Here is a 21,082-nt window from a genome sequence, read left to right as displayed (position 1 = left end):
CATGTTTAAATCCGTAAAAGAACTCGTCGCCATCGCGACGGAACGAAATATTCCGATTTCGGAAGTCATGATCGAGCAAGAGATGACGGTTCGTCATTTAGAGCGAGATGAAGTCTATGCGATGATGGAACGAAACCTACAAGTGATGGAAGAAGCAGTCGCTCGTTCACTTGATGGTGACGGTGTCCAGTCGGTGACAGGACTGACCGGTGGGGATGCTGTCTTGCTTCAACGGTACCGTGCTTCAGGTAAAGGATTATCCGGTGATTTATTATTGGACGCCGTTAGTAAGGCAATCGGAACGAATGAAGTCAATGCTGCGATGGGAAAAATTTGTGCGACACCAACGGCAGGGAGTGCCGGCGTCGTACCAGGTACACTATTTGCTGTCAAAGATCGGTTAAACCCAACGCGTGAGCAGATGTTACGCTTCTTGTTCACATCCGGTGCGTTTGGTTTCGTCGTCGCGAACAATGCGTCGATTTCCGGAGCGGCTGGTGGCTGTCAAGCAGAAGTCGGTTCAGCAACAGCGATGGCAGCTGCTGCCATCGTTGAGATGGCGGGCGGAACACCGGATCAGTCAGCGCATGCTTTTGCGATCGCGCTGAAGAACATGCTCGGACTCGTCTGTGATCCTGTTGCAGGACTCGTCGAAGTGCCATGCGTGAAACGCAATGCGATGGGTGGGGCGAATGCTGTTGTAGCTGCCGACATGGCACTCGCTGGAATCACGTCACGGATTCCATGTGATGAAGTCATCTCAGCCATGCATGAGATTGGTCAGATGATGCCGTCTGCGCTTCGCGAGACAGCAAAAGGTGGACTCGCGAATACGCCGACGGGTCGCTGGCTCGAAGCAAAAATCTTCGGAGAGTTATCGAATGAATCCATCACGTGACGTCAAGACATTAAAAGGTGTCGGACGGGATTTGGCGAAAAAACTAGAAGAGATGAATATTCTCACCGTTGCGGACGTGCTCGAGCACGTCCCGTTTCGTTATGACGACTTCGTGACGGGAAGTCTAACGGAAGCAATCCATGAGGATAAAGTCAAGTTCACGGGTCAAGTCCAATCTGAACCACTTGTGCGCTATTACGGAAAAGGAAAGAACCGTTTGACGTTCCGTTTGCTCGTCGAAGAACGGTATAGTGTGACCGTAACGATGTTCAACCGAGCATTCTACAAAGACCAATTGCAACTTGGGGCAGAAGTGACGGTCAGTGGCAAGTGGGACTTACACCGGATGACGATCTCTGCGACGGAATTGCAATTTGGAGCAATCGAAGGCGAATTGACACCGGTCTACTCGCTACGGGGTGACATGCGGATGAAGACATTCCGACGCGTCGTCGACTTGGCGTTCAAGGAGACTGAGGCATTAGCTGAACGGATCCCGGATAGTATCCGGAAGACATACCGGTTACAAGACCGGATGACGATGTTAAAGTCGCTTCATTTCCCAACGAATCGACAAGAGTTAACGGCTGCTCGTCGCAGTTATGTCTACGAGGAGTGCCTCTATTTCCAACTGAAATTACAGGCGTTACGTCTTGGACGACGGAAAGGTCAAGGGATTGCTCTTCCCCTTCATGAAACGGATATTGCCAATTTCATCAAGAGCCTGCCGTTTCCGCTGACAGGTGCCCAGCAACGTGTGACAAAAGAGATCCTAGACGACATCGGTAGCGGCGAACGAATGAATCGGTTGTTGCAAGGGGATGTCGGAAGCGGGAAGACCGTCATCGCTGCCATCGCCTTGTTCGCGACGGTTCGTGCCGGAAAACAAGGCGCCTTGATGGTGCCGACCGAAATTTTAGCGGAACAGCATGCAGCGTCGCTCGCCCCATTGCTTGAACCACTTGGGATTCGGGTCGGTTTACTGACGAGTTCCGTTAAAGGGAAAGCGCGTGCACACTTGCTCGAAGCTCTTGTAACAGGAGAGATCGACGTCTTGGTCGGAACACATGCGCTGATTCAAGACACCGTCCAGTTCAAGGCATTACACCTCGTCATCACCGATGAACAACATCGCTTCGGTGTCGAACAACGGAAACGATTGCGCGCGAAAGCTGAACAGGCAGATGTATTATATATGACAGCGACACCGATTCCGCGTACGCTTGCGATATCGGTCTTTGGAGATATGGATGTTTCGATCATCGATGAGATGCCGGCGGGACGAAAGGAAATCGAGACCTACTGGGCGAAACCGCAACAGATGGAACGCGTTTTCGGGTTCGTCGAGAAAGAATTGTCGCAAGGTCGACAAGCCTACGTCATCACGCCATTGATCGAGGAATCCGAATCACTCGAAGTTCAAAATGCGATCGAATTACATGCGACATTGACCGAGCGGTTCAAGCCCTATCATGTCGGTTTGATGCATGGGCGCTTGACTTCTTCTGAAAAAGACGAGGTCATGCAGGCGTTTAAGGAGAATACTGTTCAAATCCTTGTTTCGACGACGGTCGTCGAGGTCGGCGTGAACGTTCCGAACGCGTCGATCATCGTCATTCATGATGCAGAACGCTTTGGTCTTGCGCAGTTACACCAATTAAGAGGGCGCGTCGGTCGAGGCGATGCCCAGTCTTACTGTATTCTAATCGCCGATCCCTCTTCCGATACGGGAAAAGAACGGATCAAGACGATGACGGAGACGAACGATGGCTTCAAGCTAGCGGAAAAGGATTTAAAACTGCGCGGAGCCGGAAATTTCTTCGGTACCGAACAAAGTGGATTACCGCGCTTCGTTTTGACTGATCCTGCGCTCGATATACAAGTCATGGAAACTGCGCGACAAGATGCAGTCCGCTTACTGCGATCGGACGCCTTTTGGCAAGCGCCGGAATACGATGTCTTGCGTGACTATATCGAACGACAAGGGCTACTTGAAGGAGAAAGAATCGAATAATACTTGAAAGTGAACAACAAGGGATATATACTACTGTTAGTACCAGGTAATAATAGTGGTCATCCTTCTTGTGGGAGGAACATACATGCGGGTACCTAAAAAAGAGAGACAACAAGAATTATTACAGACGATCGAGCAAAATCCGTTCATCACGGATGAAGCGCTGGCGACACGATTCCGTGTCAGTATCCAGACGATTCGTCTCGACCGGATGGAATTAAAGATTCCGGAATTACGGGAGCGAATTAAACACGTCGCGACCGAACGGCTGGATGATGTGCGTACGTTGACTGAAAATGAAGTCATTGGTGATATGATTGACCTGAAACTCGATACATCTGCGATCTCGATCCTTGAGATTTTGCCGGAACATGCGTTTAGTCGGAATGCGATCGCCCGCGGACATATTTTGTTCGCGCAGGCAAACTCGCTTGCGATTGCGCTCATCGACGATGAACTCGCGTTGACGACACGTGCGAACGTTCAGTTCACACGCTCCGTTCACGTCGGAGAACGCGTCGTTGCGAAGGCATTCGTCAGTTCCCATCGTCAAGATGGTCGTTCTGACATCACGGTGGAGAGTTATGTCGGTGAAGAATGTGTCTTCATCGGTGAGTTCACGGTGTATCGAAGTAGTAAGGAGGAATCGAAATGATTTTAGCAGTTGACGCTATGGGGGGCGACCACGCACCCCGTGCCATCGTAGAAGGGGTCGTTGCCTATTTGGCAGAACGTCCAAACGAAAACATCGATATCCGACTAGTCGGAGATGAGTTGAAATTACGCTCATACACAATCGAGGATCCGCGCGTGACGATCGTCCACGCGGCATCCGTCATCACCGGAGAAGATGAACCGGTACGTGCGATTCGCCGCAAGAAAGATAGCTCACTCGTTGTGGCTGCAAACCTGGTGAAATCAAGAGAGGCAGATGCCTTGATTTCAGCAGGCAACACGGGAGCGCTCATGACTGCCGGATTGTTCGTCATCGGTCGAATCGAAGGAGTTGACCGTCCTGCACTGGCCCCGACTTTCCCGACACGTAATGGGAAAGGTGTCGTCATCTTAGATGTTGGCGCCAACCCGGATGCGAAGGCAGAGCATTTGCTCGATTATGCCATCATGGGGTCTGTCTACGCAGAACAAGTTCGCGGCATCACACGTCCAAAAGTCGGACTCCTGAATATCGGATCAGAAGCCGGTAAAGGGAATGCACTGACGAAGGAAACGTATCCGCTACTTGAGACAGCACCGATTCATTTCGTTGGGAACGTCGAGGCGAGAGAAGCGATGAGCGGTGACGTCGATGTCATCGTCACGGAAGGTTTTGCCGGCAATACGTTACTTAAGAGTACAGAAGGGGCTGCCAGTATGATCATGGGTGTCATGAAAGAACAATTCATGAGCTCTTGGACATCAAAGCTAGCCGCTCTCGTACTAAAACCGAAGTTGAAAAAAATGAAGCAGTTGCTAGCTTATGAAGAATATGGCGGTGCCGGACTATTCGGCATAGCGGCTCCGGTCATTAAGGCGCATGGTTCAAGTAATGCCTACGCCTTCAGCCGAGCGCTCGTTCAAGCTGAGAAGATGGTCGAACAAGAAGTCGTTGCTAAAATCGTTCAAGCGAAGGCAACAGAAGCACGTTAAGAAGGAGTGAGACGAGATGGGGAAAACAGTTTGGATGTTTCCGGGACAAGGGTCACAAACCCCTGGAATGGGACAGACGCTCATCACGCAAGACGAGACACGCCAAGCACTCGCTGACCTTGGAACGCGAATTGGTCTGGATCTGACGACGCTGATGACGACAGGGACGAAGGATGAATTGAAAGCGACGGACATCGCTCAACCAGCCATCGTCGCACACAGTGCATTACTCGCACAGCAGTACGCAGCACAAGGACATACACCTGATTTCGTACTCGGACACAGTGTTGGAGAATATAGTGCGCTCGTCGCAGCTTCTGTCATCACACCGTCTGAAGCCGTCTATCTCGTCCGAGAACGCGGAAAACTCATGAATCAAGTCACGGGTGGAACGATGGCGGCGGTCATCGGCATGAATGATGTCGAGGCAGCCCATCACGCGGTCGAATCGATTGCGGCAACGGGAGAGATCGTCCAGATCGCCAACTACAACTGTCCTGGGCAATTCGTCATCTCCGGACAAATCGCAGCGGTCGAATCCGCTACAGCGAAGTTAAAAGAGCTCGGAGCAAAACGTGTCTTACCGCTTGATGTCTCAGGTGCGTTCCATTCGTCACTCATGACACCATTCGCACCACGATTCGAAGACATTCTCGTTTCGTCACCGTTTGAAGCGGCGAAGACGAAATTCATCTCGAACGTCGACAGTGCGTTCCACGATCAACCAGACGAATTGATTCGTTTGCTCGTTCAGCAGCTCTACTCACCGGTTCGATTCGAATCATGCGTCGAGCGTCTGATCGAAGAAGGTGCGGATACATTCATCGAGTTCGGTCCATCATCTCCGTTGAGCGGTCTCGTGAAACGAATCAAAAAAGATGCGAAGATCATCAGCATCACGACACTTGAGCAATTGGAAGCGGAGGGAATTCGTTGAGTAAAGTAGCACTCGTCACTGGCGCGTCACGCGGCATCGGAGCTGCCATCGCGAAGCGATTGGCAACAGATGGTTTCCGTGTCGTCGTCAACTATGCAGGAAGCACGGACAAGGCGGAAGCTGTCGTCCGTGAAATCAAGGAAGCAGGCGGAGAGGCACTCGCGATTCAAGCGAATGTCGCTGAAGCAGATGCTGTCAAACAGATGATCAAACAGACGATCGACACATTCGGTCAACTGGATTGTGTCGTCAATAATGCCGGCATCACGCGTGATGGTTTGCTGATGCGCATGAAGGAAGCGGATTTCGATGCTGTCATCGATACGAACCTGAAAGGGGCGTTTCTCGTCACACAAGCCGCGACACGTCCGTTGTTAAAAACAAGCGGTCGTATCATCAACATCGCATCAGTCGTCGGTATTTCCGGAAATCCAGGGCAAGCGAACTATGTCGCAGCGAAAGCGGGTCTGATCGGGCTGACGAAATCCGTCGCACGTGAACTCGCTAGTAAAGGCGTCACAGTCAATGCCATCTGTCCAGGATTCATCGAAACGGACATGACGGACGAATTGACAGAAGAACAGCGGAACCTGTCACTCGGGCAAATTCCGTTGAAACGCTTCGGTCAAACCGACGATATTGCTTCACTCGTCAGTTTCATCGCTTCAGATGAAGCGCGATACATCACAGGACAAACTCTTGCCGTCGATGGCGGCATGACGATGTAACACAACTAACGGTAGTACTTTGCCAAATCGGCAATCATCTTATATACTCAACTCATGGAGGGATTTTAAAATGACAAAAGAACAAATCTTAGTAGACGTACAAGAAGCAATCGCAGAAAAATTAGGAAAAGAACAAAGTGAAATCACACTTGATAAATCGTTCAAAGACGACCTCGGTGCTGACTCTCTCGAAGTCATGGAACTCGTCATGGACTTAGAAGACAAGTTCGAAATCACGATCGAAGATGAGCAAGCAGAAAACTTGAAGACTGTCGGCGATGTCGTCAACTACATCGAAACACAAGTCTGATCATTGAAGCTGACCCACCGCAATTTGCGGTGGGCTTTAGCTGTTTAGGAGGAACTATGACGAATCAAAAAGGACGTCGTGTCCGAAAAGGACCCTATGTAAAACGACGCAAGGATGCTCGGACGCTCGCTCAAATCGAGCAGAAATTCGAAGCGTTACAAGAGCGCCTGAATATCACGTTTTCTAATGTCGAGCTATTAAAACAAGCCTTCACGCATTCTTCGTTCGTCAATGAACAACGCGAGTCTGAAGGGGATAACGAACGCCTAGAATTTTTAGGGGACGCGGTCTTAGAGTTGACGGTGTCACGCTATCTATTCGAACACTACCCGGAACGTTCCGAGGGGGAATTAACGAAATTGCGAGCGGCAATCGTCTGTGAACCGTCACTCGTCCAATTTGCGAATCACTATCAGTTTTCCGATATGATTCTGTTAGGTAAGGGGGAAGAACTGACCGGTGGTCGGAATCGTCCAGCCTTACTTGCGGATGTCTTCGAATCCTTCATTGGCGCCTTGTATCTTGACCAAGGCATCGAAGCAGCCGAACGATTCCTCGCCGAAGCGGTTTTTCCGAAAGTGGCGACAGGCTTTTTTGAAGAACAGACAGATTTCAAGAGTCAATTACAGGAAGCGATTCAACGTGTCGGCTTAGGTGTCATCGAGTATGAAATCATCGAGGAGCGCGGTCCGGCGCATAGTCGGGAATTCATCTCGCGTGTCCAAGTCGCGGATGAGCTTGAAGGGATCGGGACTGGCCGTTCGAAAAAAGAGGCAGAACAACAGGCGGCAAAACAAGCCTTACTTGAATTAAAGAAACAGTTTTAAGCAACAAAAGGCCGACCATCTCTCGAATGCGTGAGAGATGATCGGCCTTTATCGTGTGAAGTTCGCTTGATTAGACAGTCTTGAGGGATTTCAGTTCGTCGACGATCGCATCGACCTCTGCAAGTGATAACGAGTCGCGCATCATGACGAACTCATAAATCTCTTTTAAGTCCTCGTTTTTTGAGCCATCGAACTGTTCTGCTTTAATGACCCCTTTGTTGATGATGTTCAATTTATCTAAGATTGCTTCAATCATTTGTTCAATCGTCATCGTGTTATTCGCTCCTCTTCTTCTTGTTTCGCGTGATACTACCTTAAAACCTATCATGTTGCTAGCGTTTCGGCTATGGTAAACTGAAAGAAATTCAAAAGAAATTTAAACATACGGGTGATCAAGATGTACTTAAAACGAATTGAAATCAATGGCTTCAAATCATTTGCCAGTCGAACTGAATTAGAATTCCTTCCGGGTGTCACGGCAGTCGTCGGACCGAACGGAAGTGGGAAATCAAATATATCGGACGCTGTCCGTTGGGTGCTCGGAGAACAATCTGCGAAGTCACTGCGCGGGGCGAAGATGGAAGACGTCATTTTTGCCGGCAGTCTGTCTGAACACCGGAAACAATTTGCCGAGGTGACGCTCGTCTTAGACAACGAGTCAGGAACGGTTGCGTTGCCGTATCAGGAAATCAGTGTCACGCGGCGTGTCAGCCGCAACGGAGACAGCGATTATTTTTTAAATAAAAAACCATGTCGCCTGAAGGATGTCCTTGATCTGTTCATGGACACAGGCTTGTCGCGTGATGCTTTTGCAATCATCGGACAGGGTCGGGTCGAACAAGTCATCTCCGGTAAACCGGAAGAACGCCGTGCTGTCATCGAGGAAGCAGCAGGCGTCTTGAAGTATCGTCATCGCAAGAAGCAAGCCGAGCGGAAATTAAGTGATACGGAAGCGAATCTATCGCGTGTCGATGATATTTTATATGAACTTGGCGGACGAATCGAGCCGTTACGTGAACAAGCGGCGCTCGCGAAAGAGTATCTCGTCGCTCGAGAACGGCATGATGTCCTCGAGCGTGGTATCTTGGCGCATGAAATCACGACGTATCAGACGGAGCTCGAAACACTAGCGCGTGACATCGCACAATGTGAAGAACGCCTTGCGTCTCAAAAGACGACTTACGAAGAGACCGTCGTGTCCCGAGAAAATCAAGAATCGATGCTCGAAGAAGAACGACAACAAGAAAACGCGTTGCAGGAGCAACTTCGACATGTCTCGACGCGACTTGTTGAAATCCAAGGTGCCCTTAACCTAGCGAAAGAGCGTGAAAAACACGGGACCGAGACGAAAGAGCGACTCGAACAAGAGGTTGCCGTCGTCGAAGAACGCGTCAAGGAACTGGAGCTCGAACTGACCGCTTTACAGGAACGCCAAGCAGAAGTCGATCAGGAAGCAAAGCGGATCACAGCTGAACGGGAACGAGCCGATCAAGCGCTGACACAAACCGATCGTGATTTTGATAAGGAAGCCGAAGTATTACGTTCGGAAGCCTTTGAAGTGGCGAGTCGATTAGCTGCGACGAATAATGCCTATAATCGGGCGAAGCAAGATCTCATGCAGGCAGAAGAACAAAAACGTTCATTTACGGCGGACAGCGGTACGAAACAATCGACGCGTCGTCAACTCGAGGAAGACGTCGCTCGACTAGAGGCGGATGTCGCTTCGATCCGGACGAAGTTGGACCAAGCAACGAAAGAAGAGACGACGGCACTTGCAGCACGAAATGAACAACAACATGCGTTACGACAAGTCGAACAGTCCGTTGCGGATTTAGAGCGACGTCGGCATAAGACGGAAGACCGGATTGAATTCCTTGAATCCGTCAAAGCCGACTATAGCGGTTATTTCGGTGCCGTGAAGACGATTTTAAAACAACGAGATCAGCACCCAGGTATTTACGGAGCGGTCGCGGAGTTGATTTCGGTTCCGGCGCGGTTTGAAGCGGCAATCGAGACAGCGCTTGGTGGGGCAATGCAAAACATCGTCGTTGATACCGATGCGACAGGACGTCGTCTGATCCAAGAGCTTCGGCGGTTAAATGCCGGTCGAGCGACGTTCATGCCGCTCGCCTCACTCCAAGCACGCGAAGTCAATCGTTCAGTACGAGAACAAGTCGGTGGAATGTCTGGGTTCGTCGGGATCGCAAGTGATCTCGTGACGACAGACGAGACGTTGACGAAATTAAAGATGAACTTGCTCGGTACGACACTCGTCGTAGAGTCACTTGAACAGGCGAACCAAATCGCCCGTTCGACAGGACATCGCTATCGTCTCGTCACGCTCGAAGGAGATGTCGTCAACGTCGGCGGTACGATGACCGGCGGAAGTCGGAAAAAAGGTACACCACTGTTTAGTCAATCGCGCGAACTTGACGAGTTAAAAGAGGGACTGACGCGCGGACAAGCGGTCATTCGGGAGCAGATGCGCCGCTTGGAAGATCTGAGAGCGGCGATCCAGACTCTTGATGCTACGGCTCGGACACGGACAGAAACGATTCAAACATTACAAGGGCAACTCGAACAATCGCGCGATACGTTAGCAGATGCGAACCGTCATCTTGCTGTCATGACGTCTGAATTGTCGGTTGAAGATCGACAGATGGCACGTGTACTCGAACAAGAACAGGAAGCACGTCAGATCATCGAGACGTCGGAAGTCGAGATCGCAAAATGGACGGAGCGTCAAACAGAGCTTAGACAAGCCTTAGATCGTCTCAAGGATGCGCAAGCCCGTGGTGCCGTCACGATGGACGAACTGAAGAAGGAACAAGCAGAAGCAGTTCTCGAAGAGCGGACGATTCAAATGAAACAAGCGCAACTTTCGCAAGAGATCGAACGCCTGACGGAACAGGTCAGTCACGCGAAGCTTGAACGTGGTCATAAACGCCGTGACTTGCGTCATGTCCTCGAAGGATTCGACGAAGCGAAAATCGATGCCTTGCACGCGGAACAGCGCGAACAGGAACAGGAACAACAACGGGTCGAGACCGAACTCGTCGCGATCGGGCAACGGATTCAAGTACAAGCAGAATCCCTGCGCTTGATCCGGATCCGCGAAGCGAAGACGAAGGACGATCAACAAACGACGAAACAGGCACTCGAGCAGCTACGACTCTCGCAAGGGAAAACGAGCACGCGTCTTGAGACAAGACAAGAAATGCTGGAAGAGATAGGATTACTGCTCGAACTGATTGCACCACTTGATCTATCGTATGAAGAGGCAAAAGAGGAAATTCATCTGCTCAAACGCCAACTCGAAGAAATCGGCATCGTCAACATCGGTGCGATTGAGGAATTCGCAGAGGTCGATGAACGGTTTACGTTCCTATCCGCGCAACGGGATGATCTCGTCGCTGCTAAAACGGATCTCTATGGCGTCATCGAAGAGATGGACCGAGAAGTCATTCGGTTGTTCCGTCAAACGTATGATGCTGTCCGAGAACACTTCCGGGAAACATTCCGCGAGCTATTCGGGGGCGGTGAAGCCGATCTAGTCCTCGTTGACCCGAGTGATCTGTTGACGAGTGGAATTGATATCGTTGCCAAACCGCCTGGTAAGAAGTTGCAGAATTTGTCGCTCTTGTCCGGTGGAGAGCGTGCCTTGACAGCCATCGCCTTATTATTTGCGATTCTAAAGACACGTCCTGTCCCATTCTGTGTCCTCGATGAGGTCGAGGCGGCGCTTGACGAAGCGAACGTCGCGCGATTCGGCGAGTTCGTCCATCAGCTAGCACGCGAGACACAGTTCGTCATCATCACCCATCGGAAAGGAACGATGGAGGCGGCAGATGTCCTTTACGGCGTCACGATGCAGCAAAACGGGATATCTGAAGTGTTATCCGTTAAACTAGAAGAGGCACGACGTACATTAAGTGAAGAACCAAAGGAGATTAAACGATGAGTTTCTTTAAAAAACTGAAAGACCGCTTGACGACTTCGACACAAGAAGTCACGACTAAATTTACGGAAGGCTTGACGAAGACACGCGACGGATTAGCGAGTGCCGTCAATGATCTCGTCTACCGCTTCCGTGAAGTCGATGAAGACTTTTTCGAAGAGTTAGAAGAAGTATTGATCCAAGCCGACGTCGGTGTGACGACGACGATGGATTTGGTCGAGGAACTAAAGACAGAAGTCAAACGCCGTAACGTCAAGGATCCAAAACAAGTCCGAGACGTCCTTGTAGAAGTCGTCGCGAAGATGTTAGTCGAAGAGGAAGAGACGGCACTTGATCTTGATCATGAGCTGAATGTCATTCTCTTTGTTGGTGTCAACGGGGTCGGTAAGACGACAACGATTGGGAAACTTGCGAACCGATTAAAACAAGAAGGTAAGAGCGTCATGTTAGCAGCGGGAGATACGTTCCGGGCTGGTGCGATCGATCAACTGCAAGTCTGGGGCGAACGCTCAGGCGTACCGGTCATCCGTCAAGGCGAAGGCTCCGATCCGGCTGCTGTCGTTTATGACGCCGTCCAAGCAGCGAAAGCACGTAAGGTCGACGTCCTGATTTGTGATACGGCAGGACGCCTACAAAACAAGGTCAATTTGATGAACGAACTTGAAAAGGTTAAACGCGTCATTGAACGTGAAATTCCAGGCGCACCCCATGAAGTGTTACTAGCACTTGACGCAACAACAGGGCAAAACGCGATGGTGCAGGCAAAAGCCTTTAAACAAGCGACGAACGTTAGCGGAATCGTTTTAACGAAACTTGACGGCACAGCGAAAGGTGGGATTGTTCTTGCGATCAAGAACGAGCTGAATCTACCGGTGAAGTTCGTGGGTCTCGGTGAAAAAATCGATGATTTACAACCATTTGACGCAGAACAATTCGTATATGGACTGTTCGGCGATGTCTTTGAAGAAAAAGAAAACGTCGACACGGAAGAAAGCGCGGAATAAGCGACGTTTCATGTAAAGAAAAAAACTTGACAACACACTGTGAGGGCTGTACTATACTATCTGTAAAGGAATTTCACTTAACATTGCGGAGGTGCTCGAATGACACTTGATAAAACGAACCGGATGAATTATCTGATTGACTTTTATCAGGAGCTTTTGACGCCAAAACAACGGAATTACATGTCACTCTATTACTTAGATGACTTTTCCTTAGGTGAGATCGCCGATGAGTTTGAAGTCAGCCGACAAGCAGTCTACGACAACATAAAACGCACGGAAGCCATGCTCGAGCAGTATGAAGAACGACTATCGCTGTTCAAGAAACACGAACGGCGAAAGCAGTTACTCGATCAGCTGAAGCAATGCGACCTTCCGGGTGAAGCCCTAGTGATCATTGAGACATTGGAGCAATTAGAGTAGGAGGCATTCTTAATGGCATTCGAAGGATTATCGGAACGGCTTCAAGCCAGTCTCGCTAAAATGCGAGGTAAAGGTAAGATTTCTGAAGCAGACGTCAAAGAGATGATGCGCGAAGTTCGCTTAGCGCTACTCGAAGCCGACGTCAACTTCAAGGTCGTCAAACAATTCGTAAATGATGTAAAGGAACGCGCCGTCGGACAGGATGTCATGACGTCTTTGACGCCAGGACAACAAGTCGTCAAAATCGTCCACGATGAATTGACGAATCTGATGGGTGCAGAAGTGTCACCATTGACGCTTGCGAACCGTCCTCCGACCGTCATCATGATGACGGGTCTGCAAGGGGCAGGTAAAACAACGACAACGGGTAAACTTGCCAATCATTTACGTAAAAAACATAATCGTAGTCCTTTGCTTGTTGCGGCGGATATTTATCGTCCGGCAGCAATCAAACAATTAGAGACACTCGGAAAACAATTGGAGTTACCGGTCTTCTCGATGGGAGATCAGGTTAGTCCACAAGAAATCGTTACCGGTGCACTCGATTATGCAAAAGAGCATCATCACGATATCGTGTTGATCGATACGGCAGGTCGCTTACACGTCGATGAGGAACTGATGCAGGAACTCGTTGATGTGAAGGAAATCGCCAAACCGCATGAAATCTTCCTAGTCGTCGATTCGATGACGGGTCAGGATGCCGTCAACGTCGCAGAGAGCTTCAACGAGAAGCTTGGCGTAACGGGAGTCGTTCTGACGAAGCTCGACGGAGATACGCGAGGTGGTGCAGCACTCTCCATCAAGGCAGTCACCGGAGCACCGATTAAGTTCGTCGGTCTTGGAGAGAAGCTCGATGCCATCGAACCATTCTATCCCGAGCGGATGGCGTCTCGGATTCTAGGCATGGGAGACATGCTGACACTGATTGAAAAAGCAGAGTCACAAATGGACGCTACGCGTGCCAAAGAGTTAGAAAGCAAAATGCGCGATGCATCGTTTACATTCGATGATTTCATCGAGCAGTTGCAGCAAGTGAAACAGATGGGTCCACTCGACGAACTGTTGGGAATGATCCCTGGGGCAGGTAAAGGGAAGATGAAGGGGTTGAAAAACGCCCAAATCGATGAGAAGCAACTCGTGTATGTCGAAGCGATCATCCAATCGATGACGAAACGAGAGCGGACTGAACCTGAAATCTTGAATGCGAGCCGTCGGAAGCGGATTGCCCGTGGTAGCGGACGCAGTATCCAAGAAGTCAACCGCCTCATTAAACAGTTCGAAGACATGCGGAAAATGATGAAACAATTTTCCGGACAGATGGGCAAAGGGAAAAAGAAAGGCTTTGGCCTTCCATTCTTTTAAAAGTCTTTTCTCTTTTGCTGTAACGTTGTATACTAATGAAGTTGTCAATTTGACTAAACGAAAAAATCATTTATTATTTGGAGGGACTTACGAATGGCAGTTAAAATTCGTCTTAAGCGCATGGGCGCAAAAAAATCACCTTTCTACCGTGTGGTAGTAGCAGACTCACGTGCACCACGTGATGGTCGTTTCATCGAGCAAATCGGATACTACAATCCAGTTGCTAAACCAGAAGCAGAAGTTAAAATCAACGAAGAGCTAGCTCTTAAATGGCTCTCTGAAGGTGCTAAACCTTCGGACACAGTTCGTAACCTCTTCTCACAAGCTGGTATCATGGAGAAATTCCACAACGCGAAACTCGCGAAGTAAGACATTAGGAGGTGAGCGAAAGCTTACCTCCTTTTTTTAATTCAAGAAAGGAAGTGAAACGAATGGAATGGTTGGAAATTGCGAAAATCGCTAATACGCACGGTCTAAAAGGGGAATTGAAGTTACTTGCAAGCACGGATTTCCCGGAAGAACGCTTTAAGGTCGGGAAGGAAGTCTTTCTCGGCTCTGAAGGCACGTATACACCAGTGACGATCAGTAGCTACCGAAAACATAAACAATTCATCATGGTGACGTTCAAAGGGATGCATCATATCAATGACGTCGAGAAGTATAAAGGATTGAAACTCTACGTCCACGCAGAAGACTTGCAGGACTTAGACGAGCATGAATTTTACTATCATGAAATCATCGGTTGTACGGTTTATGACGGTGAGACGAAAATCGGAGTCGTATCCGACATTCTCGAAACGGGCGCAAATGACGTCTGGACGATCAAACGCGACGGAAAAAAAGATGTCCTGATTCCGTATATCGAGCAAGTCGTCGCTTCCGTCGACGTCGAACAGAAACGCATTCAGATCACGCCGCTTCCGGGACTGATCGAGGAATGAACATCCGTGTATTGACGCTGTTTCCAGAGATGTTTTCAGCGCTTGATCATTCGATCGTCAAGCGAGCGCAAGACGATCAACACGTCATACTCGAAACCATCAATTTTCGAGACTTTTCAACGAATCGACATGGTAAGGTCGATGATTATCCGTATGGTGGAGGAGCCGGCATGCTGTTGACACCTCAACCCGTCTTCGATGCGATGGCAAGTCTACCGGAACGAAAACGACGAATCATCGTCATGACTCCGACCGGTAAACGGTTTTCGCAACGAATGGCGGAAGAATGGGCAAACGAAGAAGAACTTGTCTTCTTATGTGGTCACTATGAGGGGTTTGATCAGCGAATCCATGATCAGTTGGTGACGGATGAGGTCTCGCTCGGAGACTTCGTCTTGACGGGAGGAGAACTCGCTGCGATGACGATGATCGACGCCGTCGTTCGCCTCTTACCGGACGTCCTCGGTGCTTCTGCGAGTCACGAAGATGATTCCTTCTCAACAGGACTTCTCGAATACCCGCACTATACACGTCCGGCAGAATATAAAGGGTATCGAGTACCCGATGTCTTGTTATCAGGCAACCATGCCCGGATTGAAAAATGGCGACGGGAACAGTCGCTGAAGCGGACATATGAGCGACGCCCTGATCTTCTCGTGGATGCATCGTTAACGGATGAAGATCAACGTTATTTAGACTCGATTTCAGGATTGTCAAACGACTGAATCTATGATAAGTTAAAACATGTGGCAAAAGCCACCCATTAACGATGTTCCGCTGTCGGATGCTTGAAGCAAATGAAGATAAGAACATTGGTGAAAAAAGGAGAAATCATTCATGAACACACAACAATTGTTCCGTGAACTTACACAAGAACAAATCAAGTCAGACGTCCCTGCGTTCCGTCCTGGGGATACAGTCCGTGTACACGTTAAAGTCGTCGAGGGTACGCGTGAGCGTATTCAGCTCTTCGAAGGCGTAGTCATCAAACGTCACGGTGGCGGCATCAGTGAAACATTCACAGTCCGTAAAATTTCTTACGGAGTTGGCGTTGAGCGTGCTTTCCCGCTCCACTCACCACGTGTTGCACAAATCGAAGTCGTTCGCTACGGTAAAGTCCGTCGTGCGAAACTTTACTACCTCCGTAACCTTCGTGGTAAAGCGGCGCGTATTAAAGAAATTCGTCGTTAATCATGTGAAAAAGTGGCTTGTCTCCGGACAAGCTTCTTTTTTTTGCAGTTTATGCGTATACTAGTCCTTAGGAAGAAATTGCGTTAATCAAGGGAGTGGAATTCGTGAAGGAGTTATTCAGTTGGGTAAAGGCGCTCGTCGTAGCGCTCGTCATCGCGTTCATCATTCGAACGTTCCTGTTCGTACCCGTCATCGTTGATGGGGAATCGATGATGCCGACCTTACACAATGCGGATCGAATGATTGTCAATAAGGTCCCATACTATTTTAATGAACCAGAAAGAGGCGATATCGTTGTCTTCCATGCAACGGAAACGCGAGACTACATCAAACGGGTCATCGCTGTTCCGGGAGATACGATGTATTACAAAGACGATACGTTGTATGTCAACGATAAGAAAGTCGCCGAACCGTATCTGAAAGAATACAAAGCCCAGATGAGTGGTGTGCCATTGACAGAAGACTTCACGCTTGAAGAGCGAACAGGAGAGACGACTGTTCCAAAAGGGAAAGTATTCGTCATGGGAGACAATCGTCAAAATTCAAAAGATAGTCGTGATATCGGTTTCGTGGATGAAGAACAAATCGTCGGAACGACGAACTTCGTCTTCTATCCATTCAATGATGTACGCTCTGTCGATTAAAACGAAAGAAGATGAGACGCTTGCTGTGAAAAGTAAGCAGCTCATCTTCTTTTCTTGTCTGAAGTTGCGTATACTAAGGAGTGGATGTTTTTTCATGTATCGTATGATTAGTAAGAAGTCCAGGAATATATGAACGAGGTGAAGGATATGACGATTCAATGGTTCCCCGGTCACATGGCCAAAGCACGTCGGGAAGTCACAGAAAAATTAAAGTTGATCGATGTGGTGATCGAACTCGTCGATGCACGTCTTCCGATGTCGAGCCGTAATCCGATGGTCGAGCAGATCACAGCAGGTAAGCCACGATTGATCGTCCTCAACAAGGCGGATATGGCGGACAAACGAGTGACGGAGCAATGGATGCAGGCATTACGAGCAGATGGTGTTGATGTCGTCGCGGTTGATGCGAAGCACAATAAAGGATTGAATCAAATCCATGAGGGCGCTTTACGACTAATGAAAGAAAAACATGCACGGATGCGGGAGAAGGGGCGGAACCCGAGTGCAATCCGTGCCTTGATCATCGGCATTCCGAACGTCGGGAAATCGACGCTCATCAATCGACTTGCTGGCCGAAATATTGCCATCACCGGTGACCGTCCAGGTGTGACGAAACGCCAGCAGTGGATCAAGATGAAGACAGGTGAGATGGAATTACTTGATACACCAGGTATCCTCTGGCCGAAGTTCGACGATCAAGTCGTCGGGTATCGTTTAGCAGCGACAGGAGCGATCAAGGATGATATCTTAAACATCGACGATATCGCGCTATTTGCCCTTCGTGAGCTAAAGACACGGTATCCGGAGCAGTTGCGTGAGCGCTATCGTCTCGACGAAGTATCGGGAGAAGCGGTTGATGTACTCGAAGCAATCGGTAAAAAACGTGGTTTCGTCTCAGGTGGCTATGTCGATTTCGAGCGGACGAGCGAAATGCTCCTGCATGAACTACGAACGGAAAAGCTCGGTCGGGTGACGCTTGAAACAGTCGAAGAATGGGAAACGCATGCATAACGGACTTGGACATCCTTTGATGTCCAAGTTTTTTTCAAAGGAGCAGGATGTATGAAGATAGCAGAAGTAAAAGAACGATTGCAAAAAGCGACACTAGAAGAATTTATTCAATTGAAGCAGGAACTGGCTTCAGATACGCGAAAAGGGGTGCATACGCTGTTTCGTCAGACAGAACGACGATTTGCACTCGAAGAGCAGCAACGGATCGATTTCAAGGAGCGACTCGCATTTGAAGACGAGTATCGTCAGCAAGGGTACGTTCGAATTGCGGGAGTGGACGAAGTCGGACGAGGTCCACTAGCTGGTCCTGTCGTCGCAGCAGCTGTCATCTTACCAGACGGTTTTTATCATCCAGGACTAACGGATTCCAAACAGATGAGTAAAGTACAGCGGCAAGCGGCACTTAAGCATCTGCAAGAAGTTGCTGAGATTGCGATCGGCATCATCGAACCGGCTGAAATCGACGAAATCAATATCTATCAGGCGTCGAAACGGGCGATGCAAGACGCAGTACACCAATTACGACCGGATGCCTTACTTGTCGATGCGATGACACTCGACGACGATACACCACAACTCTCTTTAATCAAAGGAGATGCGCGGAGTGTCTCCATTGCTGCTGCAAGTGTCGTTGCGAAAGAGACACGAGATGCGATGATGGAACAATATGCGATCGAGTATCCGGGATATGGATTTGAAACACATGCAGGTTACGGAACACCGATACATTTACAAGCGCTCGATACACTGGGCGTCACACCGATTCACCGGAAAACATTCCGTCCTGTCAAAGAACGTCTTTAGGAGGAATCGAGCATGCAAATCGAACATCGCGCCTTACTTCCATTTAAAATCATCGATCATGCGAACCTACCGTTACGGGAAGGCGCAAACATCGTCGGTAAAGTATTAAAGCTGTTGCCGGACGGATTGATGGAACTCCAAGTCGGTCAACGCGTCTTGACGGCAGGAACGACGGCTGAACTAAAAGAAGGCAACATGTATCGCTTTCAAGTCGTTTCAGCAGAGGGGCAACCGGTCTTAAAAATCATCTCGACCGAGTCTGTTCCGCAAAAGTCGGCTTTACCGCAGCTACTTGACTCCTTTTTACAACGTCAGACTGTACCGACTGCAGAAACACGAGAACTACTGAGGCAAATCGGTCAACCAGTGACGGAAGGAGAAGCGAAGCAGTTAAAGCACGCTCTTACGGAACTCGTTCAATTGGCAAAGGGTGACGAGACAGGTCGAACGCTTGATCGAAAGACAAGCGATCAAATTTTAGCACAACAACTCGTTCAAGCAACGAACGAAGCCGGTAAAGGAGTTTATTTATTTCAATTACCCCAGTTTGGACCGTTCGAAGATGTTGATCTCATGATGGAAGCGCCGTTCGAACGGACGTTTGATCCGAATCATGCTCGCGTCGTCTTGTATCTTCACTTACCGACGCTCGGTGAGGTCGCTGTTGACGTCTTGATCGCAGACCGAAACGTCTCGATTTCTGTATTTCATCCAAATGCGCACGTCGATACGTTCATGCAAGCCTACACACCGCAAATCCAGACTCGTCTTGAGAAACAAGGCTATGCATTGATGCGATTCGATTGGGTCGAACAGACGAAAGAGCGCGTACCGCATGATATCTCAACGCGTAACGGAAGGGTGGATCTTCATATATGAAAAAGCAATAGCTCTATCATACGAAGAACAGATGTATGCCCCAAAGGTCGTTGCTAAGGGATCGGAACACATCGCAGAACGGATTTTAGAAGAGGCATTAAAACATGATATTCCGATCCGGCAGGACGAAACGTTGATGACGCTACTAGATGCTGTTCAAGTATCAGAACAGATTCCAGAAGAATTATACGGTGTCATCGCTGAGTTATTCGCCTTTTTATATCGTCTCGATCAAGATGAAATTCTGAAAAAATAAAGCTTTCGGTCGATAACGATAGACAGCGCTTCCAATTTTAACTACAATGAAAGAGCCGAAACTAAAGGGGTTAAGGGGGATTTTTTCATGAATGTACATGAGTATCAGGCAAAAGAATTACTTCGTTCGTACGGTGTACCCGTACCAAACGGAATCGCAGCCTTCACCGTCGAAGAGGCGGTCGATGCATCAGAACAATTGTCAGGTCCGATTAAAGTCGTCAAAGCTCAAATTCACGCGGGGGGACGCGGTAAAGCAGGTGGCGTCAAGCTTGCGAAATCGCAAGAAGAAGTGAAGGAATATGCGACGGAGTTACTCGGCAAAACGCTCGTCACGCACCAAACAGGTCCAGAAGGAAAAGTCGTTCAACGTCTTCTCGTCGAAGAAGGGTGTGCGATTGACAAAGAATACTATCTTGGAATCGTACTTGATCGTGTGACAGGCCGTGTCGTCATCATGGGATCAAGCGAAGGTGGTATGGACATCGAAGAGGTGGCGGAAGCGACACCAGAAAAAATCATCAAGGAAGTCGTCGATCCTGCAGTTGGTCTTCAAGGATTCCAAGCGCGTAAACTTGCGTTCGCAATGGGTGTTCCTGTGAAGCTCGTCAACAAGTTCGTCGGTATGGTCACGAAACTCTACAACTTCTTCGTCGACAAGGATTGTTCGATCGCAGAAATCAACCCACTCGTTACGACGAAAGATGGCGAAGTCCTCGCACTCGATGCGAAGTTGAACTTCGACTCAAATGCATTGTATCGTCATGCGGACATCGTGGCGTTACGTGATGAAACAGAAGAAGATCCACGCGAAGTCGAAGCATCAAAGAGTGATTTGAACTACATCGCGCTCGATGGAAACATCGGTTGCCTCGTCAATGGTGCTGGTCTTGCCATGGCAACGATGGATATCATCAAACACTTCAGTGGTGATCCTGCGAACTTCCTCGATGTCGGTGGTGGTGCGACAAAAGAGAAAGTTACAGAAGCCTTTAAACTGATCTTGTCGGATGAGAACGTCAAAGGGATTTTCGTCAACATCTTCGGTGGAATCATGAAATGTGACGTCATCGCAGAAGGTATCGTTGCGGCGACAAAAGAAGTCGGTCTCGAATTGCCACTCGTCGTTCGTCTTGAAGGGACGAACGTTGATGCAGGGAAACAAATTCTCAAAGATTCAGGTCTAGCGATTACAGCAGCTACATCAATGGCAGACGGCGCAGAAAAAATCGCTGCGCTCGTGAAGTAAGGG

General features: G+C 49.1%; 23 protein-coding genes. 22 read left to right on the top strand and 1 reads right to left on the bottom strand.

Features of this window, described 5'->3' with window-relative positions; genetic code table 11:
• Position 1: 1 nt before the first annotated feature.
• From sdaAA to rnc, 8 genes are all read left to right on the top strand, one after another.
• Entirely contained in the window at positions 2–898 is an 897-nt protein-coding gene (gene sdaAA / locus AC3B4V_RS05360) for an L-serine ammonia-lyase, iron-sulfur-dependent, subunit alpha (protein WP_023468754.1), read from the top strand.
• Positions 882–2,912 (top strand): ATP-dependent DNA helicase RecG, encoded by a 2,031-nt coding sequence (recG, locus tag AC3B4V_RS05355; RefSeq protein ID WP_488377944.1) that lies wholly within the window; start codon positions 882–884, stop codon positions 2,910–2,912. The genes sdaAA and recG overlap by 17 nt, the downstream gene beginning before the upstream one ends.
• An 85-nt stretch (positions 2,913–2,997) precedes the next feature.
• Positions 2,998–3,567, top strand: coding sequence for a transcription factor FapR (fapR, locus tag AC3B4V_RS05350; RefSeq protein ID WP_023468752.1), 570 nt, complete (start codon positions 2,998–3,000; stop codon positions 3,565–3,567).
• Positions 3,564–4,559, top strand: coding sequence for a phosphate acyltransferase PlsX (gene plsX / locus AC3B4V_RS05345; RefSeq protein ID WP_488377943.1), 996 nt, complete (start codon positions 3,564–3,566; stop codon positions 4,557–4,559). Before fapR ends, plsX begins: the two co-directional genes overlap by 4 nt.
• 16 nt (positions 4,560–4,575) lie before the next feature.
• Complete coding sequence (gene fabD, locus AC3B4V_RS05340) at positions 4,576–5,496, top strand: ACP S-malonyltransferase (RefSeq protein ID WP_035396761.1); 921 nt, start codon at positions 4,576–4,578, stop codon at positions 5,494–5,496.
• Positions 5,493–6,224, top strand: a complete 732-nt coding sequence (gene fabG, locus AC3B4V_RS05335) for a 3-oxoacyl-[acyl-carrier-protein] reductase (RefSeq protein ID WP_035396763.1) — start codon at positions 5,493–5,495, stop codon at positions 6,222–6,224. Before fabD ends, fabG begins: the two co-directional genes overlap by 4 nt.
• A 70-nt stretch (positions 6,225–6,294) precedes the next feature.
• Complete coding sequence (acpP, locus tag AC3B4V_RS05330; protein WP_029342095.1) at positions 6,295–6,534, top strand: acyl carrier protein; 240 nt, start codon at positions 6,295–6,297, stop codon at positions 6,532–6,534.
• Positions 6,535–6,590: 56 nt separating this feature from the next.
• A complete protein-coding gene (gene rnc, locus AC3B4V_RS05325; RefSeq protein ID WP_023468747.1) occupies positions 6,591–7,361 on the top strand; it encodes a ribonuclease III in 771 nt (256 codons plus the stop codon).
• A 70-nt stretch (positions 7,362–7,431) separates the two neighbouring features.
• Here the strand turns inward: rnc and AC3B4V_RS05320 are convergent, their stop codons facing one another.
• Positions 7,432–7,632, bottom strand: coding sequence for a DUF1128 family protein (locus AC3B4V_RS05320; protein ID WP_023468746.1), 201 nt, complete (start codon positions 7,630–7,632; stop codon positions 7,432–7,434).
• 126 nt (positions 7,633–7,758) lie between these two features.
• Between AC3B4V_RS05320 and smc the strand changes: the two genes are divergently transcribed.
• From smc to sucC, 14 genes are all read left to right on the top strand, one after another.
• On the top strand, positions 7,759–11,322 hold the full coding sequence (gene smc / locus AC3B4V_RS05315) for a chromosome segregation protein SMC (RefSeq protein ID WP_488377942.1): 3,564 nt from the start codon (positions 7,759–7,761) through the stop codon (positions 11,320–11,322).
• Positions 11,319–12,323 carry a signal recognition particle-docking protein FtsY gene (gene ftsY, locus AC3B4V_RS05310; protein ID WP_029342091.1) on the top strand — a complete coding sequence of 335 codons (1,005 nt, stop codon included), beginning with the start codon at positions 11,319–11,321 and terminating at the stop codon, positions 12,321–12,323. The genes smc and ftsY overlap by 4 nt, the downstream gene beginning before the upstream one ends.
• A 99-nt stretch (positions 12,324–12,422) precedes the next feature.
• A complete protein-coding gene (locus AC3B4V_RS05305) occupies positions 12,423–12,743 on the top strand; it encodes a putative DNA-binding protein (protein ID WP_023468743.1) in 321 nt (106 codons plus the stop codon).
• A 12-nt stretch (positions 12,744–12,755) separates the two neighbouring features.
• Positions 12,756–14,105 (top strand): signal recognition particle protein, encoded by a 1,350-nt coding sequence (gene ffh / locus AC3B4V_RS05300; RefSeq protein WP_023468742.1) that lies wholly within the window; start codon positions 12,756–12,758, stop codon positions 14,103–14,105.
• Between the two features lie 93 nt (positions 14,106–14,198).
• A complete protein-coding gene (gene rpsP / locus AC3B4V_RS05295; protein WP_023468741.1) occupies positions 14,199–14,474 on the top strand; it encodes a 30S ribosomal protein S16 in 276 nt (91 codons plus the stop codon).
• Between the two features lie 62 nt (positions 14,475–14,536).
• On the top strand, positions 14,537–15,046 hold the full coding sequence (rimM, locus tag AC3B4V_RS05290) for a ribosome maturation factor RimM (RefSeq protein WP_488377941.1): 510 nt from the start codon (positions 14,537–14,539) through the stop codon (positions 15,044–15,046).
• The gene (trmD, locus tag AC3B4V_RS05285) at positions 15,043–15,771 is read left to right on the top strand and encodes a tRNA (guanosine(37)-N1)-methyltransferase TrmD (protein ID WP_023468739.1); all 729 of its coding nucleotides are present in this window, start codon (positions 15,043–15,045) and stop codon (positions 15,769–15,771) included. Before rimM ends, trmD begins: the two co-directional genes overlap by 4 nt.
• Before the next feature lie 112 nt (positions 15,772–15,883).
• Positions 15,884–16,237 carry a 50S ribosomal protein L19 gene (gene rplS / locus AC3B4V_RS05280; protein ID WP_023468738.1) on the top strand — a complete coding sequence of 118 codons (354 nt, stop codon included), beginning with the start codon at positions 15,884–15,886 and terminating at the stop codon, positions 16,235–16,237.
• A 104-nt stretch (positions 16,238–16,341) separates the two neighbouring features.
• Entirely contained in the window at positions 16,342–16,881 is a 540-nt protein-coding gene (gene lepB / locus AC3B4V_RS05275; RefSeq protein WP_034786034.1) for a signal peptidase I, read from the top strand.
• Positions 16,882–17,028: 147 nt separating this feature from the next.
• Positions 17,029–17,892, top strand: a complete 864-nt coding sequence (gene ylqF / locus AC3B4V_RS05270; RefSeq protein ID WP_035396901.1) for a ribosome biogenesis GTPase YlqF — start codon at positions 17,029–17,031, stop codon at positions 17,890–17,892.
• Between the two features lie 51 nt (positions 17,893–17,943).
• Positions 17,944–18,696 (top strand): ribonuclease HII, encoded by a 753-nt coding sequence (gene rnhB, locus AC3B4V_RS05265; protein WP_488377940.1) that lies wholly within the window; start codon positions 17,944–17,946, stop codon positions 18,694–18,696.
• Positions 18,697–18,708: 12 nt separating this feature from the next.
• Positions 18,709–19,575 (top strand): flagellar hook-length control protein FliK, encoded by an 867-nt coding sequence (locus AC3B4V_RS05260; RefSeq protein ID WP_488377939.1) that lies wholly within the window; start codon positions 18,709–18,711, stop codon positions 19,573–19,575.
• Positions 19,532–19,831, top strand: a complete 300-nt coding sequence (locus AC3B4V_RS05255) for an EscU/YscU/HrcU family type III secretion system export apparatus switch protein (RefSeq protein ID WP_488377938.1) — start codon at positions 19,532–19,534, stop codon at positions 19,829–19,831. Before AC3B4V_RS05260 ends, AC3B4V_RS05255 begins: the two co-directional genes overlap by 44 nt.
• Before the next feature lie 87 nt (positions 19,832–19,918).
• A complete protein-coding gene (gene sucC / locus AC3B4V_RS05250) occupies positions 19,919–21,079 on the top strand; it encodes an ADP-forming succinate--CoA ligase subunit beta (RefSeq protein WP_023468732.1) in 1,161 nt (386 codons plus the stop codon).
• Positions 21,080–21,082 lie beyond the last annotated feature (3 nt).

The organism is Exiguobacterium sp. E17S (assembly GCF_057772545.1).
Note: the sequence above shows the minus strand (reverse complement) of the source record. Positions and strands in the feature narration are given on the sequence as shown.

Excerpts from the sequence above, each read along its gene's own strand:
- sdaAA (WP_023468754.1), top strand. The coding sequence starts at position 2 with ATGTTTAAATCCGTAAAAGAACTCGTCGCCATCGCGACGGAACGAAAT.
- recG (WP_488377944.1), top strand. The coding sequence starts at position 882 with ATGAATCCATCACGTGACGTCAAGACATTAAAAGGTGTCGGACGGGAT.
- fapR (WP_023468752.1), top strand. The coding sequence starts at position 2,998 with ATGCGGGTACCTAAAAAAGAGAGACAACAAGAATTATTACAGACGATC.
- plsX (WP_488377943.1), top strand. The coding sequence starts at position 3,564 with ATGATTTTAGCAGTTGACGCTATGGGGGGCGACCACGCACCCCGTGCC.
- fabD (WP_035396761.1), top strand. The coding sequence starts at position 4,576 with ATGGGGAAAACAGTTTGGATGTTTCCGGGACAAGGGTCACAAACCCCT.
- acpP (WP_029342095.1), top strand. The coding sequence starts at position 6,295 with ATGACAAAAGAACAAATCTTAGTAGACGTACAAGAAGCAATCGCAGAA.
- rnc (WP_023468747.1), top strand. The coding sequence starts at position 6,591 with ATGACGAATCAAAAAGGACGTCGTGTCCGAAAAGGACCCTATGTAAAA.
- AC3B4V_RS05320 (WP_023468746.1), bottom strand. The coding sequence starts at position 7,632 with ATGACGATTGAACAAATGATTGAAGCAATCTTAGATAAATTGAACATC.
- smc (WP_488377942.1), top strand. The coding sequence starts at position 7,759 with ATGTACTTAAAACGAATTGAAATCAATGGCTTCAAATCATTTGCCAGT.
- ftsY (WP_029342091.1), top strand. The coding sequence starts at position 11,319 with ATGAGTTTCTTTAAAAAACTGAAAGACCGCTTGACGACTTCGACACAA.
- AC3B4V_RS05305 (WP_023468743.1), top strand. The coding sequence starts at position 12,423 with ATGACACTTGATAAAACGAACCGGATGAATTATCTGATTGACTTTTAT.
- ffh (WP_023468742.1), top strand. The coding sequence starts at position 12,756 with ATGGCATTCGAAGGATTATCGGAACGGCTTCAAGCCAGTCTCGCTAAA.
- rpsP (WP_023468741.1), top strand. The coding sequence starts at position 14,199 with ATGGCAGTTAAAATTCGTCTTAAGCGCATGGGCGCAAAAAAATCACCT.
- rimM (WP_488377941.1), top strand. The coding sequence starts at position 14,537 with ATGGAATGGTTGGAAATTGCGAAAATCGCTAATACGCACGGTCTAAAA.
- trmD (WP_023468739.1), top strand. The coding sequence starts at position 15,043 with ATGAACATCCGTGTATTGACGCTGTTTCCAGAGATGTTTTCAGCGCTT.
- rplS (WP_023468738.1), top strand. The coding sequence starts at position 15,884 with ATGAACACACAACAATTGTTCCGTGAACTTACACAAGAACAAATCAAG.
- ylqF (WP_035396901.1), top strand. The coding sequence starts at position 17,029 with ATGACGATTCAATGGTTCCCCGGTCACATGGCCAAAGCACGTCGGGAA.
- rnhB (WP_488377940.1), top strand. The coding sequence starts at position 17,944 with ATGAAGATAGCAGAAGTAAAAGAACGATTGCAAAAAGCGACACTAGAA.
- AC3B4V_RS05260 (WP_488377939.1), top strand. The coding sequence starts at position 18,709 with ATGCAAATCGAACATCGCGCCTTACTTCCATTTAAAATCATCGATCAT.
- AC3B4V_RS05255 (WP_488377938.1), top strand. The coding sequence starts at position 19,532 with ATGATATCTCAACGCGTAACGGAAGGGTGGATCTTCATATATGAAAAA.
- sucC (WP_023468732.1), top strand. The coding sequence starts at position 19,919 with ATGAATGTACATGAGTATCAGGCAAAAGAATTACTTCGTTCGTACGGT.